The following is a 17,453-nucleotide window of genomic DNA, read 5'->3' as shown; positions in this document are numbered from 1 at the left end:
AACACCCGGTATCAATGAGAGAATTTATGGACATCATCAAGTTTATTATTGATTTCATTCTGCATATTGATGTGCACCTGGCCGAACTGGTCGCACAATACGGCATGTGGGTCTACGCTATTCTGTTCCTGATCCTGTTTTGCGAAACCGGTCTGGTGGTGACGCCGTTCCTGCCGGGGGATTCTTTGCTGTTTGTCGCCGGCGCGCTGGCGGCGTTGCCGACCAACGATCTGAACGTGCACACCATGGTGGCGTTGATGGTGGTGGCGGCGATCCTCGGCGATGCGGTGAACTACACTATCGGGCGGTTGTTCGGCGAGAAGCTGTTCAGCAACCCGAATTCGAAAATTTTCCGCCGCAGCTACCTGGACAAGACGCACCAGTTTTATGAGAAGCACGGTGGAAAAACGATTATTCTGGCGCGATTTGTGCCGATCGTGCGTACTTTTGCGCCGTTCGTCGCCGGTATGGGGCATATGTCCTATCGCCACTTCGCCGCCTACAACGTGATTGGCGCACTGGTTTGGGTGCTGCTCTTCACTTATGCTGGCTACCTGTTCGGCGATCTGCCGGTGGTGCAGGAGAACCTGAAACTGTTGATCGTCGGGATCATCATCGTTTCGATTCTGCCGGGCGTGATTGAAATTTGGCGCCACAAGCGCGCGGCCGCCCGCCAGCAAAAACAGTAAAAACATCGCTTAACCTGTCGGTTCGACCAGTTTTTTGTCCACAGCGTCGGGCCGATATGGTTTAATGAGCGACATTATGGTCTGTTCCTGCGAACAACCCTGAAGCCGATGCCTCAGTCGCCGCGCTTGCCGCGCCGCGAACGGGCATTTTTTCATTGGGGTGTTTTCAGGGGGATTGTTAAAGCATGAACAGCGGACTGGCGTGTGCCAGGTTCAAACAGAAAGGTCATCGATGAGCTGGATTGAACGAATTCTTAACAAGAGCAATATCACACAAACCCGTAAGGCGAGCATTCCTGAAGGGGTTTGGACCAAATGCGACAGCTGCGGCCAGGTCCTCTACCGCGCCGAGCTGGAGCGTAATCTGGAAGTGTGTCCGAAGTGCGACCACCACATGCGTATGGGCGCGCGCGCGCGTCTGCATACCCTGCTGGACGAAGGCAGCGAAGTGGAGCTGGGCAGCGATCTGGAGCCGAAGGACGTTCTGAAATTCAAGGATTCCAAGCGCTATAAAGATCGTCTGGTTGCCGCACAGAAAGCGACCGGCGAGAAAGACGCGCTGGTGGTGATGAAGGGCACGCTGTACGGCATGCCGATCGTCGCTGCGTCCTTCGAGTTCGCCTTCATCGGCGGCTCGATGTCTTCCGTGGTCGGCGCGCGTTTCGTGCGTGCGGTTGAGCAGGCGCTGGAGGACAACTGTCCGCTGGTGTGCTTCTCCGCCAGCGGCGGCGCGCGCATGCAGGAAGCGCTGATGTCGCTGATGCAGATGGCGAAAACCAGCGCGGCGTTGGCCAAGATGCAGGAGCGCGGCTTGCCGTACATCTCCGTGCTGACCGACCCGACCATGGGCGGCGTTTCCGCCAGCCTGGCGATGCTGGGCGACATCAACATCGCCGAGCCGAAAGCGCTGATCGGCTTTGCCGGCCCGCGCGTCATCGAGCAGACCGTGCGCGAGAAACTGCCACCGGGCTTCCAGCGCAGCGAGTTCCTGATCGAAAAAGGCGCGATCGACATGATCGTTCGCCGTCCGGAAATGCGCCAAACGTTGGCGAGCATTCTGTCCAAGCTGACCAACCAGCCGCAGCCGCATTTCGATGAGGCCGCGCCGGTCATTGAGCCGGAGCCGCAGGCTGACGCCTGAGGCAAAGACAGATCCCGCCCGGGTTCAGCCGCCACTTTGTGGCTAAGTGACGGCTGATGCCCGTTCCCTGCCAGCCGTGGCCTATCTCGCTGCGGTTTGCAGGCTGGCGGCAGTCACGAAGCGCATCGCCTTTACCGCGGTGAGGGTGGTGCCCTGATGGATTAATGAACCCAAGTTCAGTGATGGGACTCATGCAAAACCACCAAATTCCCCAAGCCACGTCGCCATTGAGCTCGTGGCTTTATTATCTGGAACGTCTGCACAGCCAGGCGATCGAACTCGGCCTTGAGCGCGTACAGCGCGTCGCGGCGCATCTGGATTTACTGACCCCCGCCCCCACGGTGTTCACCGTTGCCGGCACCAACGGCAAAGGCACCACCTGTCGCACCCTCGAAGCCATTCTGCTGGCCGCCGGCCTGCGCGTCGGCGTCTACAGTTCGCCGCATCTGGTGCGCTATACCGAACGCGTGCGCATTCAGGGGGAAGAGCTGAGCGAAGCGGAGCACAGCCGCTCGTTCGCCGCCATTGAGGCCGGCCGCGGCGAAACGTCGCTGACCTATTTCGAATTCGGCACCCTGTCGGCGCTGCAGCTGTTCAAACAGGCGCGGCTCGACGTGGTGATCCTGGAAGTGGGCCTGGGCGGGCGACTCGACGCCACCAACATCGTCGATCCGAGCGTGGCGGTGATTACCAGCATCGCGCTCGATCACACCGACTGGCTGGGCAACGATCGCGAAAGCATCGGCCGCGAGAAGGCCGGCATTTTCCGCAGCGGCAAGCCGGCGGTGGTGGGCGAACCCGACATGCCGGAGAGCATTCGTCAGGTTGCCGAAACGCTGGGCGCGCCGCTGTATCGCCGCGGCGAAGCCTGGAGCTTCAGCGAGCAGGGCGATCGCTGGCAGTGGCAGGGCGGCGACACGCTGCTGACCGATCTGCCGACGCCGAATGTGCCGCTGGCCAACGCCGCTACCGCGCTGGCGGCGCTGAACTGCTCCCCGCTGGAAATCGACGAACGCGCGATCTTCACCGGGCTGCAGCAGGCGACGCTGCCGGGGCGTTTCCAGATCGTGCGGCGGGAGCCGACGCTGATCCTCGACGTGGCGCACAACCCGCACGCCGCCGGCTATCTGGCCGGGCGTCTGGCCAAACTGCCGCGCGAAGGCGGCAAGGTGCGCGCGGTGGTGGGCATGCTGTCGGACAAGGATATCGCCGGCACGCTGGCCTGCCTGAGCGAGCAGGTGGATGAATGGTACTGCGCGCCGCTCGACGGGCCGCGCGGCGCCAGCGTCGAACAGCTGGCGCAACATCTGAAGGAACCGCGCCGCTTTAATGATGTCGAAACTGCCTGGCGGCAGGCTATGCAGGATGCTGATAAACAGGATATTGTGATCGTCTGTGGATCGTTCCACACCGTGGCGCAGGTGATGGCGGCGTTAGACGAGATGCGGGGAGTGTGAGTGGCGAGTAAATTTCAGAACCGACTGGTCGGAACCGTGATTCTGGTGGCGCTGGGGGTGATCATCCTGCCAGGGCTGCTGGACGGCAAAAAGAAGCATTACGAGGATGAATTTGCGGCCATTCCGTTGGTGCCGAAACCGGGCGATGTCGAAGAGAACGACGTGCTGCCGCCGGTGACGCAACCGCTGCCGGCGCAGCCGCCGGAAGGGGCGGGCGCGCTGGTCGAGCAGCAGGCGGCCAATGAAGCGGCGGCGCAACAGGCGGTGCGGCAGAGCGCTCAGCAGCCGACGCAGGTGGCGCCGCCGCCGGTCGAGACGCGTCCTCAGCCGGTGCCGCAGCCCAAGCCGAAACCGGTGGAAACCAAACCGGTGGAAGTGAAACCGAAACCGGCACCGCAACCGAAGCCGGTGGAAGTGAAGCCGGTGCCGAAGCCGGAGCCGACGCCGAAACCTGAGCCAGCGCCGCAGCCGAAACCGGCGGAAGAAAAAGCGCCGGCAGGGCAAGCCTATGTCGTGCAGCTCGGGGCGCTGAAGAACGCCGCCAAGGCGAACGAGATTGTCGCCTCGCTGCGCCTCTCGGGCTACCGCGCCTTCACCGTGCCGTCAACGCCGGTGCAGGGGCAGATAACCCGCATCTACGTCGGCCCGGACGCCTCCAGGCAGAAGCTGCAGGCGGCGTTGCCGTCGCTGAACTCGATCAGCGGGCTGAGCGGGCAGGTGAAGCCGTACGGCCGTTAAACCCCGCAGGGGCGCAGCACGATGCGCCCCTGAATGAAGGAGTGGTGGAGAGAAAGCGAGAAAAACCGCGCCTTTTACAGGCGAAATCACCTATGTAGGCGCGGCGATTGAGAATTTTTTGATCGCCGCTTTTTATTTGTAACGTGGTAGGAAATCCCCTACGCAAACGTTTTCTTTTTCTGTTAGAATTCGCCGCGAATTGGATGCAGGGGCGATTCATCATTGGAATAGTTCATGGTCTGGATTGATTACGTCATTATAGCGGTAATTGGATTTTCGGCTCTGGTGAGCCTGATCCGAGGGTTTGTTCGCGAAGCATTGTCACTTGTGACATGGGGATGTGCGTTTTTTGTTGCCAGCCATTTCTACTCTTACCTTGCGGTCTATTTCACTCGTTTTGAAGATGAACTGGTGCGAAACGGCATCGCGATCGCGATTTTGTTCATCGCGACCTTGATCGTAGGGGCTATTGTTAACTATGTGATTAGCTCACTGGTAGAGAAAACCGGGTTGTCGGGCACCGATCGGGTGCTGGGCATCTGCTTCGGCGCGCTGCGCGGAGTATTGATCGTCGCGGCGATCCTGTTCTTCCTGGATACCTTTACCGGCTTTTCACAGAGTGCCGACTGGAAACAGTCGCAGCTCATTCCCCAGTTCAGTTACGTCATCAGGTGGTTCTTTGACTACCTGCAGAGCACGTCGAGTTTCTTGCCGACCCAATTGCCGGGGCGGTAGCGCTGATGAGGAAAAGACAACATGTGCGGTATTGTCGGTATCGCCGGTTTCATGCCGGTAAACCAGTCGATTTATGATGCGCTGACGGTGCTTCAGCACCGTGGCCAGGATGCCGCAGGCATCGTCACCATTGACGCCCACAACGGGTTCCGTTTGCGTAAAGCCAACGGCCTGGTGAAGGATGTGTTTGAGGCGCGCCATATGCAACGCTTGCAGGGCAACATGGGCATTGGCCATGTGCGTTACCCGACGGCCGGCAGCTCGAGCGCCTCTGAGGCCCAGCCTTTCTACGTCAACTCGCCGTTCGGCATTACGCTGGCCCACAATGGCAACTTGACCAACGCCCATGAGCTGCGCCAAAAGCTGTTCGAAAGCGGCCGCCGCCATGTCAACACCACCTCCGACTCGGAAATCCTGCTGAACGTGCTGGCCAGCGAGCTGGACCGTTTCCCGCACTACCCGCTGGAGGCCGACAACATCTTTACCGCGGTCGCCGCCATGCATCAGCAACTGCGCGGCGCTTACGCCTGCGTGGCGATGATCATCGGCCACGGTCTGCTGGCGTTCCGCGATCCGAACGGCATTCGCCCACTGGTGATCGGCAAGCGCACGCTGGAGGATGGCCGCAGCGAGTACATGGTGGCTTCCGAAAGCGTGGCGCTGGATACCCTGGGCTTTGAGTTCCTGCGCGACGTGGCGCCGGGCGAAGCGGTGTATATCACCACCAAGGGCCAGCTGTTCACCCGCCAGTGCGCAGAGAACCCGAAAACCAACCCGTGCCTGTTCGAATACGTTTATTTCGCGCGCCCGGACTCCTTTATGGACAAGATCTCGGTCTACAGCGCCCGCGTGCGCATGGGCCAGAAGCTGGGCGAGAAGATTGCCCGTGAGTGGGAAGATCTGGATATCGACGTGGTGATCCCGATTCCGGAAACCTCCTGCGACATCGCGCTGGAGATCGCGCGCATTCTCGAGAAGCCCTACCGCCAGGGCTTTGTGAAGAACCGCTACGTCGGCCGCACCTTCATCATGCCGGGCCAGCAGGCGCGTCGTCAGTCGGTGCGCCGCAAGCTGAACGCCAATCGCGCCGAGTTCCGCGACAAGAACGTGCTGCTGGTGGATGACTCCATCGTGCGCGGCACCACGTCGGAACAGATCGTCGAGATGGCGCGCGAAGCGGGCGCCAAGCGGGTGTACCTGGCTTCCGCCGCGCCGGAAGTGCGTTTCCCGAACGTTTACGGCATCGACATGCCGAGCGCCAACGAACTGATCGCCCACGGGCGCGAAGTGGATGAAATCCGCCAGATTATCGGCGCCGACGGGCTGATCTTCCAGGATCTGGACGATCTGATCGAAGCGGTGCGCGAAGAGAACCCGGACATCACCCAGTTCGAATGCTCGGTGTTCAACGGCATCTACGTGACCAAAGACGTCGATCAAAGCTATCTGGAATACCTGGAGTCGCTGCGCAGCGACGACGCCAAGGCGCTGCGGGTGCAAACCGAAGCGGAAAATCTGGAACTGCATAACGAAGGCTAACCGCCTGCGTTGATCCATCAGGGTGCATCGCCGCGTCTGCGGCGGTGCGCCTTGCTCCTCTGACTTGCTTATCCCTCGCCATTGCGGCAAAGTCTGCCTGATCTTACTTTTTACGGCAGAGGCCATTTTCCATGAAACGACTCATCATCGGCATTTCCGGCGCCAGCGGCGCCATCTACGGCGTGCGCCTGTTACAGGTTTTGCGCGACGTCGCAGAGGTGGAAACCCATCTGGTGATGAGCAACGCGGCAAGACAGACGCTGGCGCTGGAAACGCCGTACAGCCTGCGGGAAGTGCAGGCGCTGGCCGACGTGGTGCACGATGCGCGCGACATCGCCGCCGGCATTTCCTCCGGCTCCTTCAAAACCCTGGGCATGGCGATTTTACCTTGCTCAGTCAAAACCCTGTCCGGCATCGTCAACAGTTACAGCGACGGGCTGCTGACTCGCGCCGCCGACGTGGTGCTCAAAGAGCGCCGCCGTTTGGTGCTGTGCGTGCGGGAAACGCCGCTGCATTTGGGTCACCTGCGGTTGATGACCCAGGCGGCGGAGATGGGGGCGGTGATCATGCCGCCGGTGCCGGCGTTTTATCACCAGCCGAAAAGCGTGGAAGACATCATCGATCAGACCGTCAATCGGGTGATCGATCAGTTTGATATCGAACTGCCGGCCGATCTGTTCACCCGTTGGCAGGGCGTTAGTTAACATTTTAATCCCCAAATTGGCACATTTGTGCAACACCGCACTGAATTAGGGCGGCGCATGCACCATAATGATCCTACTTCATCACGTTCACTGTTTCATGGCGCCGCCTTGTCGCGGCTGCCAGTGGCGCGGCCCCGAGCGGCCGATTTAATTTTGCGGTTATCGTCCCAGGAAACAGTATTGTGAAGGCCGGAGCCGTTCCCTCCGCCCGTAGCACCTAATGTGGCACGATTACTGCAAATTGATTTGGTGGGGAAAAGTAATGCCCGTAGTGGCATCAAAAAAATCAATTTGAGGGTAATTTATGAAAAAGCTGGTTAAGGTTCTTCCTTTAGTCTTGGCTTTGGCGGCCGCAAACAGCGCATTCGCCGCTATCCCATCGACATTGAAGATCGGCACCGATCCGACTTATGCGCCGTTTGAATCCAAAAACGCCAAAGGCGAGCTGGTCGGCTTCGATATCGATTTGGCCAAAGAGCTGTGCAAACGCATAAATACCCAATGCACCTTCGTGGAGAGCGACTTTGACGCGCTGATCCCATCCCTCAAGGCGAAGAAAATCGACGCCATCATCTCTTCGCTGTCCATCACTGAAAAACGCCAGCAGGAAATCGCCTTTACCGACAAGCTGTATGCCGCCAACGCGCGTCTGATCGCGCCGAAGGGCTCCAAGCTGTTGCCTACCGTGGACGCCCTGAAAGGCAAGAGCGTGGGCGTGCTGCAGGGCACCACCCAGGAAGCCTACGCCAACGCCATGTGGCAGCCGAAGGGCGTCACCGTGGTGCCTTACCAGAACCAGGATCTGGTCTACGCCGATCTGGCGTCCGGGCGCATCGACGCCGCCTTCCAGGATGAAGTGGCGGGCAGCGACGGCTTCCTGAAACAGCCGCCGGGCAAAGACTACGCGTTCGCCGGCGAATCGGTGAAGGATGACAAATTCTTCGGCGTCGGCACCGGCATGGGGCTGCGCAAAGCCGATACCGAGCTGAAAGCCGCGCTGGACAAAGCCTTCGCCGAAATGCGCAAAGATGGCACCTACGATAAATACGCGAAAAAGTACTTCGACTTTGACGTCTACGGCGGGTAATCCGCTAACCGTTCCATGCTGTGACTGCGGGGCCGGTGTGCCGGCCCCGATGGTTCGGATCCTAGACCACAGGGTGAAGTAGATGCTGCAAGGCTATTCCCAACTGATTTTCGAGGGGGCTCTGGTGACGCTGGAGTTGGCCCTCAGTTCCGTATTGTTGGCGGTGGTGATCGGATTGATCGGCGCCGGCGGCAAACTCTCCCACAACCCCCTTATTTCCGGCCTGTTCGGCGCTTACACCACGCTGATCCGCGGCGTGCCCGATCTGGTGCTGATGCTGCTGATCTTTTACGGTCTGCAAATCGCGCTGAACAATATCACTACGCTGCTGGGCTTCTCGCAGATCGATATCGATCCGCTCGGCGCCGGCATCATTACCCTCGGTTTTATCTACGGCGCTTATTTTACCGAGACCTTCCGCGGCGCCTATCTGGCGGTGCCGAAAGGGCAGATCGAAGCGGCGACGGCCTACGGCTTCAGCGGCGCGCAGATCTTCCGGCGCATTCTGTTCCCGGCGATGATGCGTTTCGCCTTGCCGGGCATCGGCAACAACTGGCAGGTGATCCTGAAGGCGACGGCGCTGGTGTCGATCCTCGGCCTGAACGACGTGGTGAAAGCCACTCAGCTGGCGGGGAAAGGCACCTATCAGCCGTTCTTCTTCGCCATCGTGGCCGGCGTGGTGTACCTGATCTTCACGACCGTTTCCAACGGCGTGCTGCTGTGGCTTGAACGGCGTTACTCACTGGGCGTCAAGAGGGCCGAGCTATGATCGAGATTTTTCAACAGTATTGGCAGTCGCTGCTGTGGAGCGACGGCTACCGTTTCACCGGCGTGGCGGTAACGCTGTGGCTGCTGATCGCTTCGGTGGTGATGGGCGGGCTGCTGGCGATCCCGATGGCGGTGGCGCGCGTCTCTTCCATCCGCTGGGTGCGTTTCCCGGTGTGGCTCTATACCTACGTGTTTCGCGGCACACCGCTGTACGTGCAGCTGCTGGTGTTCTACTCCGGCATGTACAGCCTTGAGATCGTGCGCGGCAGCGAGTTTCTCAATGCGTTTTTCCGCAGCGGGCTCAACTGCACCATCCTGGCGCTGACGCTCAACACCTGCGCCTATACCACCGAGATCTTCGCCGGGGCGATCCGCTCGGTGCCGCACGGTGAAATCGAGGCCGCCAACGCCTACGGTTTCTCGCGCTTCAAGATGTATCGCTGCATCATTTTGCCATCGGCGCTGCGCACCGCGCTGCCGGCCTACAGCAACGAAGTGATCCTGATGCTGCACTCCACCGCGCTGGCGTTTACCGCCACCGTGCCGGATCTGCTGAAGATTGCGCGCGACATCAACGCCGCGACCTATCAGCCGTTTTACGCTTTCGGCATCGCGGCGGTGCTGTACCTGATCATCTCCTACGTGTTAATCAGCCTGTTCCGCAAGGCTGAAAAACGCTGGATGGCACACGTTAGTCACTGATAAATGACGGGAAGAAAAACCATGTCTGAGAATAAATTAGCCGTCACGGAACTGCACAAACGCTATGGCGACCACGAAGTGCTGAAGGGCGTCTCGCTGGCGGCCAACGCCGGGGATGTGATCAGCATCATCGGCTCCTCCGGCTCCGGCAAAAGCACCTTTCTGCGCTGCATCAACTTCCTCGAGAAGCCGAGCGAGGGCTCGATCAGCCTGAACAACGAAGACATCCGCATGGTGCGCGACAAAGACGGCCAGCTGAAGGTGTTCGACAAGAAGCAGCTGCAGCTGCTGCGCACCCGCCTGACCATGGTGTTCCAGCATTTCAACCTGTGGAGCCACATGACGGTGCTGGAGAACGTGATGGAGGCGCCGGTGCAGGTGCTGGGGCTGAGCAAGGCCGACGCGCACGAGCGCGCGGTGCGTTATCTGGATAAGGTGGGCATCGATGAGCGGGCGCGCGGCAAATACCCGGTGCACCTGTCGGGCGGCCAGCAGCAGCGCGTTTCTATCGCCCGCGCGTTGGCGATGGAGCCGGAAGTGCTGCTGTTTGACGAACCGACGTCGGCGCTGGATCCCGAGCTGGTGGGCGAGGTGCTGCGCATCATGCAGAAGCTGGCGGAGGAGGGGAAAACCATGGTGGTGGTGACGCACGAAATGGAGTTTGCGCGCCACGTTTCCAACCACGTGATCTTCCTGCATAAAGGGTTGATTGAAGAACAGGGGCCGCCGGCCGAGCTGTTCGGCAACCCCAAAAGCCCGCGCCTGCAGCAGTTCCTGTCCGGCGCGTTGAAGTAACTTCAGATCAGCGGGCTTCGGCCCGCTGATTAATCACGTCATCCAGCGCCTGCTCCAGCTCCAGATAGCGGAAGTGGAAGCCGGCCTCCTCCAGCCGCTTCGGCACCGCCCGCTGGCCGCCGAGCACCAGCACCGCCGCTTCCCCCATCAACAAACGCATGACGAACGCCGGCACCCGCAGAAACGCCGGGCGATCGAGCACGTTGGCCAATTGGGCGGCGAACTGCTCGTTATGCACCGGGTAGGGAGCGACCATGTTGAACGGACCGGTGAGCGTGGCGTGATCCAGCAGATAAATAATGCCGTTGACCATGTCGTCGAGATGGATCCACGGCAGGTATTGGCGGCCGTCGCCGATCGGGCCGCCCAGCCCGAAGCGGAACGGCGGCAGCATTTTGGCCAGCGCGCCGCCCTGCGGCGCCAGCACCACGCCGGTGCGCAGCAGGCAGACGCGGGTGGCGTCGCTCTGCGCCTGCAGCGCCAGCGCTTCCCAGCGTTGGCACAGCTGGTGGGTGAATTCGTCGTGCGGCGGCTCCTCTTCGGTGACCACCGCCTGCCCCTGATCGCCGTAGTAGCCGACGGCGGAACCGGAAATCAGCACGCCGGGCGGCGTGCTGCCGGCCTTGATCAGCTGCGCCAAGCGTTCGGTCAGATCCCAGCGGCTATGACACAACCGCTGCTTCTGCTGTGCGCTCCAGCGCTTGTCGGCGATAGGTTCGCCGGCCAGATTGATCACCGCATCGAAGTCATCCAGCGACTGCCGGTCGTCCAGCGTGCGCCAATAGCTCGGCTGGTCGCCGAGCCGGGCCCGAGCCCGCCGTTCGTCTCGCGTTAGTACCGTAATATGGTGAGAAAGCGCCAGCAGCCTGGCCGTCAGGCTGCTGCCGATCAAACCCGTTGCGCCGGTGATCAGGATCCGCATGGTCGACCTCCCTGAGTTAGTCCCTGCGATAGCTCATGGTCATGGAGACAGAATCGGCGTAGCGCAGAGCCAGAAGTTTATCTATCTCCACTTCAGCATAGGTCACCCAGGCGTGTTCTTTTACGATATCGAGCACATCCTGCGTTAATTTTTCCAGCAACGCGAAACGGTTATCTTCCACATGGCGGATGATCGCTTTGGTGATGGTGCGGTAGTTGAGCGCATCGGCGATGTCTTCGCTGTTGCGCGCCTTGTCCGCCGGGTAGTGGATCACCACGTTGATCAGGATGTCCTGTCGGTTGTTGATTTCCTCTTCCTTGATACCGATGAACGTGCGCAGCCGCAGATTTTTAATGCGGATAACGGCGTCGGGTTGACTGAAAGACATCAGAGATTCTCCATAGGTCTGATTATTGGCGTTCAGAATACACGGAAAGTAGGGAAATGATAACGCAGCGACGATGTGACTCCCCGGTCAAAGGGGAGTCGGGGAGGCACTTAGCTTTGTTCGGCCAGTTTGTAGGCGCGCTCGGTCGCCGGGCGGTTGCTGATGCGTTCGAACCAGTTGCGCACCGCCGGGTAATCCGCCAGATCGATGCGCTGGCGCGGATGCGACACCACCCACGGGTAGGTGGCGATATCGGCGATGCTGTAGTTGTCGCCGCCCAGGTACGGGTGCTTTTGCAGTTCGGCTTCCAGCACGCCATACAGCCGCTTGGTCTCCAGATGATAACGCTCGATGGCGTAGGGCACCGGCTGCGGCGCGTAGTGGTTGAAGTGGTGATTCTGCCCGAGCATCGGCCCGAACCCGGCCACCTGCCAGAACAGCCACTGCAGGGTGGCGGCACGTTCGCGCAGGCCCTTGCTCAGCAGTTTGCCGGTCTTCTCCGCCAGATACAGCAGGATTTCACCGGATTCGAACAGGCTGATCGGCTCGCCGCCATCCACCGGTTGCTGATCGACGATCGCCGGGATTTTGTTGTTGGGAGAAATGCTCAGAAAGTCCGGTTTAAACTGCTCGCCGGCGCTGATGTTTACGCGATGGATACGGTAGGGTAAGCCGACCTCTTCCAAAAACAAGGTGATCTTGTGACCATTGGGAGTAGGCGCGTAATACAGGTCAATCATGTTGCCTCCTGCGGTAAGGTGATCTGTAATTCATTACACGTTGCTGCGGTCTTCGCCGCGCACAAAGGTATATCAGAGATCCAACAATAGCAGCTAAGGATAGCAGGCTATGTGGGATTCGTCCGATGCTATCTGCGCGGTTGGATCACAATTCTCCACCGGGGTGGGCGGCGGTTTGCCGCACGGCGCCGGCGCGGTAAAATGGCGCTTATTTCCCTCTATAGGACAAGGTTATGAAGCTGATGTTCGCCTCGGATATCCACGGATCGCTGCCTGCTACCGAACGCGTGCTGGAATTGTTCGCACAAAACGGCGCCGACTGGTTGATTCTTCTGGGTGATTTGCTGAATCACGGCCCGCGCAACGCGCTGCCGGCCGGGTATCAGCCTGCTCAGGTTGCCGAACGATTGAATCGCTATAGCGACAAGATCATCGCCGTTCGCGGCAATTGCGACAGCGAGGTCGACCAGATGCTGCTGACGTTTCCCATCGAGGCGCCCTGGCAACAGGTTTTACTGCAAAAAAGACGATTGTTTTTGACCCACAGTCACCTTTATCATCCCTCGGCACTGCCGCCGTTATCCCGCGGTGACGTCCTGGCCTACGGCCATACGCATCTGCCGCAGGCGGAGCGGCAGGGTGAGATCTATTGCTTCAATCCGGGCTCGGTCAGCATCCCCAAAGGGGGCTTTCCGGCCAGCTACGGCATGTTGGATCGGGGCACTTTGCGCGTGCTGACGCTCGACGACGGCAAGGTCGTCGCGGAGGTGGCGTTAACACGCTAAACGCACTAATTTATACACACACAATAAAAATCTTTGACAAGCACTCATTGATTAACCAGCGCGCGGGATGCATCGCGCCAAAATAGAAGGTTTTAGAGGATGGCGGAACAGGGTCAGGCTGCAGATACCGAATGGGTTGATATCGTCGACGAGCAAAACGAGGTGATTGCGCAATCCAGTCGTCAACAGATGCGGGCGGAGCGGCTGCGTCATCGTGCTACCTATATTGTGGTGCATGATGGAATGGGAAAAATTCTGGTGCAGCGTCGCACCGAGATCAAAGACTTCTACCCGGGCTGGCTGGACGCGACGGCGGGGGGCGTGGTGCAAAGCGGTGAAAACGTGCTGGACTCGGCGCGCCGCGAGGCGGAAGAAGAGCTGGGCATCGCCGGCGTGCCTTTCGCCGAACACGGTCTGTTCTACTTCGAAGAAGAGCAGTGCCGGGTGTGGGGCGCGCTGTTCAGCTGCGTATCGCACGGCCCGTTCGCGCTGCAGGAAGAAGAAGTGGCCGAGGTGTGCTGGCTGACGCCGGAAGAGATCACCGCGCGCTGCGACGAGTTTACTCCGGATTCGCTGAAGGCGCTGTCGCTGTGGCTGACGCGCAACAACGAACAGGATTACGGCAAGCCGCTCGACAACCACTGAGACGCCAACGCGTAAGAAAGCCGGTCATCGACCGGCTTTTTTTATGGTGCGGATTCAGCAGCTGTCGCGGCGGCACAGCGTGGCGGGCAGGGAGCCTGCCGGCTGCCAGGGCTGCTCGTTTAGCCGCGCCAGCAGCGCCTGGCCGGCCTGAATGCCGATGTCGCGATGCGGAATGGTCATGGTGGTCAGCGGCGGCTGGCATACCCGGCTGAATTCGCTGTTGCCGAAGCCCACCACCGCCAGATTGTCCGGCACCTTGATGCGCCGCCGCTGGCATTCATACAGCGCGCCGCCGGCCAGTTCGTCCGAGGCGCACACCAGCGCGTCCAGCTCCGGCCAGGCCAGCAAGAATTCCGGCAGCTGCTGCGCGCCGGTGCTGAAGCTGGCGGGCTGCGCGGCGTTGATCACCCGATGCGGCGACATATGGTTGCGCAGCAGCGCCTTGTGCCAGCCCTGCAGGTGCTGCTGGAAAATCCACTGTTCCTGGTTGGCGCACAGCAGCCCGATGTTCTGGTAGCCACTGGCGATCACCGTTTGCGTCAGTTGATACATGGCCGCCACGTAGTCGATGCCGATGCTCATGTCGATCGGATCGGCGCGCACGGCGCCGATCTCCACCACCGGAATGTTGGCGGCGATCAGCGCGTTGCGGGCGTTTTGCGAATGCTCGACGCTGAGCAGTACCGCCGCCGCCAGGTTGTAAGAGAGCAGGGTCTCCAGCAGCTTCTCTTCGCGCTCCAGATGGTGCTGCGATTCCGCCAGCATGATGTGATAGCCGGCCGGCTGCAGCACTTTCTGCAGGCCGGCGAACATCTCGGCGCAGCCGGATTCGGACAGGCTGGGCACCACCATGGCGATGGTGTAGGACGAGGCCGACGCCAGCGAGCTGGCGGCCAGGTTGGGCAGATACCCCAGTTCGCTTACCGCGGCTTCAATCTTCTCGCGCAGTTTGTCTGAAACCTGCTCCGGCGTGCGCAGCGCGCGCGACACCGTCATGGTGCCGACGCCCGCCAGCTGCGCTACGTCAGCCAACGTCACCCTGCCCGTGCTGCGTCGTTTTTTACCGATCGACATGCCTAATCCCGACTGAAATGCGCGCGCGGCGCATAAAAATGGTGAGGGCGGGAAGCCGACGGCGCGGCTTCGACGATCCCCGTATGCGGCACATTCTACCCCGTTACCCGAAAGAGCGAGAAAAAATTGTGGTTAACGCCATGCCGCGGCGCGGCGTTTTGATAGCGCTATCACAGATCTGCATGATAGCGCTTTGGTAGCGCTATCTTTGTGATATCCATCACTGTGTGGCCGGGAGGGGTTGATTAAAGTTTTACCGTCGTCGGTGAATTAATCACCGGCCGAAACCATCAACCTTTAGGAGGGTAACGTGCTGAAAGAGTGGCTGACCGCCGATCATATACAGCTGTGCGAACGGGTGGAGGACTGGCGACAGGCGGTCACGCTGAGCGCGCAGCCGCTGCTGCAAGACGGCGTGATCACGCCGAATTACCTGACGGCCATCTTTCATCAGCAGGAGAAGCTCGGCCCTTACTTCGTCCTGGCGCCGGGCATTGCCATGCCGCACGCCCGGCCCGAAGAGGGCGCCAACGCGTTGGGATTATCACTGTTGAAGATCCATCAGGGGGTGAACTTTCATTCCGCAGATAACGATCCGGTTCAGGTGGTGGTGATGCTTTCGGCGCCCGACGGCGACAGCCACATCGAATTGATTTCGCAACTGGCGGAATTATTTTCAGACAATCAGGCCATGGCGGCGTTATTTCACGCCAAAGATAAACGGCAAATCGAGGATATTATCGCCCGCTATTAACGTTTAATCACCAGGAATACCATCAATGCTAACAACGCCGGGAATATGACCGGCGGCGCTACCCTACACGCTAAATTCAACAGGTGGATATTATGAAAATCATGGCGATCTGCGGTTCCGGTCTCGGCAGCAGTTTTATGGTGGAAATGAACATTAAAAAGGTGCTGAAAAAGATGGGGGTGGAGGCCGAGGTCGAACACTCCGATCTGTCGTCCGCCACTCCCGGCGCCGCCGACGTGTTCGTGATGGCGAAAGACATCGCCGACAGCGCCAGCGTACCGGCCGAGCAGCTGGTGGTGATCAGTAACATTATCGACATTAATGAGCTGGAAGCCAAGCTGCGCGCTTACTTCGAAGCCCACTCAATCATCTGAATAAAACGATTGGCGAGGTGGATATGTTTATCCAGGAAACGCTTAAGTTTGTGGTGGATATATTAAAGGTGCCTTCGGTGCTGGTCGGGCTTATTGCGCTGATCGGTTTGCTGGCGCAAAAGAAATCGTTTTCCGACGTGGTGAAAGGCACGATAAAAACCATTCTCGGCTTTATCGTTCTAGGCGGCGGCGCCACGGTATTGGTCGGGTCGCTCAATCCGCTGGGCGGCATGTTCGAACATGCGTTCAATATTCAGGGCATCATTCCGAATAACGAAGCCATTGTCTCCATCGCGCTGGAGAAATACGGCGCCTCCACCGCGCTGATCATGGCGTTCGGCATGGTGGCGAATATCGTGGTGGCGCGCTTCACCCGGCTGAAATACATCTTCCTGACCGGCCACCACACTTTCTACATGGCCTGCATGATCGGCATCATCCTGACGGTGGCGGGCTTCGAGGGCGTGCAGCTGGTGTTTACCGGCGCGCTGACCCTGGGGTTGGTGATGGCGTTCTTCCCGGCAATCGCCCAGCGCTATATGCGCCGCATCACCGGCAACGATGATATCGCCTTCGGCCACTTCGGCACCCTGGGCTACGTGCTGTCCGGCTGGATCGGCTCGAAGGTGGGTAAAAACTCGCGCTCGACCGAGGAGATGAACCTGCCGAAAAACCTCAGCTTCCTGCGCGACAGCTCCATTTCGATCTCGATGACCATGATCGTCATCTACCTGATCCTGGCGATCTCCGCCGGGCGGGCCTATGTGGAAAGCGAGCTCAGCGGCGGCCAGAACTACCTGGTGTATTCGATCATTCAGGCCATCACCTTCGCCGCCGGGGTGTTCATCATTCTGCAGGGCGTGCGACTGATTCTGGCGGAAATCGTGCCGGCGTTCACCGGCTTCTCGGAAAAGCTGGTGCCTAATGCGCGGCCGGCGCTGGATTGCCCGGTGGTCTATCCCTATGCCCCTAACGCGGTGCTGATCGGCTTCCTGTTCAGCTTCCTTGGCGGATTGGCCGGGCTGTTCCTGCTGGGGCAGCTGAAGATGGTGCTGATCCTGCCCGGCGTGGTGCCGCACTTCTTCACCGGCGCTACCGCCGGGGTGTTCGGCAACGCCACCGGCGGGCGGCGCGGCGCGATGCTGGGCGCCTTCGCCAACGGGCTGCTGATCACCTTCCTGCCGGTATTGCTGCTGCCGGTGCTGGGGGCGTTGGGCTTTGCCAACACCACCTTCTCCGACGCCGACTTCGGCGCGATCGGCATCCTGCTGGGCAATATGGCGCGCTTTATGTCGAAAGAGATGATCATGCTGGTGATCGTCGCCGTGTTCGCGCTGCTGGTGGCGCATAACTTCCTGGGAAAACGCAAAGGCGCGCCGGCCGCTGACCGCGTCGAGAAATAACGAGGGCAGACTG

General features: G+C 59.9%; 20 protein-coding genes. 16 read left to right on the top strand and 4 right to left on the bottom strand.

Features of this window, described 5'->3' with window-relative positions; translation table 11 throughout:
* Positions 1-26 precede the first annotated feature (26 nt).
* The 11 genes from SSARUM_RS16575 to hisP all read left to right on the top strand — a co-directional run bounded on the left by SSARUM_RS16575 (position 27) and on the right by hisP (position 10,355).
* Complete coding sequence (locus SSARUM_RS16575; RefSeq protein WP_019453745.1) at positions 27-689, top strand: DedA family protein; 663 nt, start codon at positions 27-29, stop codon at positions 687-689.
* 232 nt (positions 690-921) lie between these two features.
* A complete protein-coding gene (gene accD / locus SSARUM_RS16570; RefSeq protein ID WP_025303691.1) occupies positions 922-1,830 on the top strand; it encodes an acetyl-CoA carboxylase, carboxyltransferase subunit beta in 909 nt (302 codons plus the stop codon).
* A gap of 191 nt (positions 1,831-2,021) precedes the next feature.
* The gene (gene folC / locus SSARUM_RS16565; protein ID WP_033653750.1) at positions 2,022-3,287 is read left to right on the top strand and encodes a bifunctional tetrahydrofolate synthase/dihydrofolate synthase; all 1,266 of its coding nucleotides are present in this window, start codon (positions 2,022-2,024) and stop codon (positions 3,285-3,287) included.
* Positions 3,288-4,025, top strand: a complete 738-nt coding sequence (gene dedD, locus SSARUM_RS16560; RefSeq protein ID WP_033648058.1) for a cell division protein DedD — start codon at positions 3,288-3,290, stop codon at positions 4,023-4,025. It abuts the gene before it with no gap.
* 234 nt (positions 4,026-4,259) lie between these two features.
* A complete protein-coding gene (gene cvpA / locus SSARUM_RS16555; RefSeq protein WP_004936119.1) occupies positions 4,260-4,760 on the top strand; it encodes a colicin V production protein in 501 nt (166 codons plus the stop codon).
* A 21-nt stretch (positions 4,761-4,781) separates the two neighbouring features.
* A complete protein-coding gene (gene purF / locus SSARUM_RS16550; RefSeq protein ID WP_019453742.1) occupies positions 4,782-6,299 on the top strand; it encodes an amidophosphoribosyltransferase in 1,518 nt (505 codons plus the stop codon).
* A gap of 131 nt (positions 6,300-6,430) precedes the next feature.
* Positions 6,431-7,003: a UbiX family flavin prenyltransferase gene (locus SSARUM_RS16545; RefSeq protein WP_033635347.1), complete on the top strand. Its 573-nt coding sequence runs from the start codon at positions 6,431-6,433 to the stop codon at positions 7,001-7,003.
* Positions 7,004-7,307: 304 nt separating this feature from the next.
* Complete coding sequence (hisJ, locus tag SSARUM_RS16540) at positions 7,308-8,090, top strand: histidine ABC transporter substrate-binding protein HisJ (RefSeq protein ID WP_033635346.1); 783 nt, start codon at positions 7,308-7,310, stop codon at positions 8,088-8,090.
* Between the two features lie 82 nt (positions 8,091-8,172).
* Positions 8,173-8,859, top strand: coding sequence for a histidine ABC transporter permease HisQ (locus SSARUM_RS16535; protein WP_033635345.1), 687 nt, complete (start codon positions 8,173-8,175; stop codon positions 8,857-8,859).
* The gene (locus SSARUM_RS16530; protein WP_060430367.1) at positions 8,856-9,560 is read left to right on the top strand and encodes an ABC transporter permease; all 705 of its coding nucleotides are present in this window, start codon (positions 8,856-8,858) and stop codon (positions 9,558-9,560) included. Before SSARUM_RS16535 ends, SSARUM_RS16530 begins: the two co-directional genes overlap by 4 nt.
* Before the next feature lie 21 nt (positions 9,561-9,581).
* A complete protein-coding gene (hisP, locus tag SSARUM_RS16525) occupies positions 9,582-10,355 on the top strand; it encodes a histidine ABC transporter ATP-binding protein HisP (RefSeq protein WP_004936098.1) in 774 nt (257 codons plus the stop codon).
* 7 nt (positions 10,356-10,362) lie between these two features.
* Here the strand turns inward: hisP and SSARUM_RS16520 are convergent, their stop codons facing one another.
* From SSARUM_RS16520 to yfcG, 3 genes are all read right to left on the bottom strand, one after another.
* The gene (locus SSARUM_RS16520) at positions 10,363-11,277 is read right to left on the bottom strand and encodes a TIGR01777 family oxidoreductase (protein ID WP_033648057.1); all 915 of its coding nucleotides are present in this window, start codon (positions 11,275-11,277) and stop codon (positions 10,363-10,365) included.
* A 16-nt stretch (positions 11,278-11,293) separates the two neighbouring features.
* The gene (gene folX / locus SSARUM_RS16515; protein ID WP_033635340.1) at positions 11,294-11,665 is read right to left on the bottom strand and encodes a dihydroneopterin triphosphate 2'-epimerase; all 372 of its coding nucleotides are present in this window, start codon (positions 11,663-11,665) and stop codon (positions 11,294-11,296) included.
* A 110-nt stretch (positions 11,666-11,775) separates the two neighbouring features.
* Positions 11,776-12,405, bottom strand: a complete 630-nt coding sequence (gene yfcG, locus SSARUM_RS16510) for a GSH-dependent disulfide bond oxidoreductase (RefSeq protein ID WP_033648056.1) — start codon at positions 12,403-12,405, stop codon at positions 11,776-11,778.
* 233 nt (positions 12,406-12,638) lie between these two features.
* Between yfcG and yfcE the strand changes: the two genes are divergently transcribed.
* Together yfcE and yfcD are read left to right on the top strand one after the other, a co-directional pair.
* On the top strand, positions 12,639-13,190 hold the full coding sequence (gene yfcE, locus SSARUM_RS16505; protein WP_060430364.1) for a phosphodiesterase: 552 nt from the start codon (positions 12,639-12,641) through the stop codon (positions 13,188-13,190).
* 99 nt (positions 13,191-13,289) lie between these two features.
* The gene (gene yfcD, locus SSARUM_RS16500; RefSeq protein ID WP_004936086.1) at positions 13,290-13,835 is read left to right on the top strand and encodes an NUDIX hydrolase YfcD; all 546 of its coding nucleotides are present in this window, start codon (positions 13,290-13,292) and stop codon (positions 13,833-13,835) included.
* Between the two features lie 54 nt (positions 13,836-13,889).
* Here yfcD and SSARUM_RS16495 read toward each other — a convergent pair whose 3' ends face one another.
* Positions 13,890-14,909, bottom strand: a complete 1,020-nt coding sequence (locus tag SSARUM_RS16495) for a LacI family DNA-binding transcriptional regulator (RefSeq protein ID WP_004936083.1) — start codon at positions 14,907-14,909, stop codon at positions 13,890-13,892.
* Between the two features lie 310 nt (positions 14,910-15,219).
* On the opposite strand from SSARUM_RS16495, the gene SSARUM_RS16490 reads away from it, so the two are divergent.
* The 3 genes from SSARUM_RS16490 to SSARUM_RS16480 all read left to right on the top strand — a co-directional run bounded on the left by SSARUM_RS16490 (position 15,220) and on the right by SSARUM_RS16480 (position 17,440).
* On the top strand, positions 15,220-15,663 hold the full coding sequence (locus SSARUM_RS16490) for a PTS sugar transporter subunit IIA (RefSeq protein ID WP_033653756.1): 444 nt from the start codon (positions 15,220-15,222) through the stop codon (positions 15,661-15,663).
* Positions 15,664-15,755: 92 nt separating this feature from the next.
* The gene (locus SSARUM_RS16485) at positions 15,756-16,037 is read left to right on the top strand and encodes a PTS sugar transporter subunit IIB (RefSeq protein ID WP_025303676.1); all 282 of its coding nucleotides are present in this window, start codon (positions 15,756-15,758) and stop codon (positions 16,035-16,037) included.
* A 23-nt stretch (positions 16,038-16,060) separates the two neighbouring features.
* Complete coding sequence (locus SSARUM_RS16480) at positions 16,061-17,440, top strand: PTS ascorbate transporter subunit IIC (protein ID WP_039564978.1); 1,380 nt, start codon at positions 16,061-16,063, stop codon at positions 17,438-17,440.
* Positions 17,441-17,453: the final 13 nt, after the last annotated feature.

Origin of the sequence: Serratia sarumanii, assembly GCF_029962605.1 — a bacterium.
In the GTDB taxonomy this organism is placed as follows: Bacteria; Pseudomonadota; Gammaproteobacteria; order Enterobacterales; family Enterobacteriaceae; genus Serratia; species Serratia sarumanii.
The sequence above is the reverse complement of the archived record's forward strand: the minus strand, read 5'-3'. Positions and strand labels throughout refer to the sequence as shown.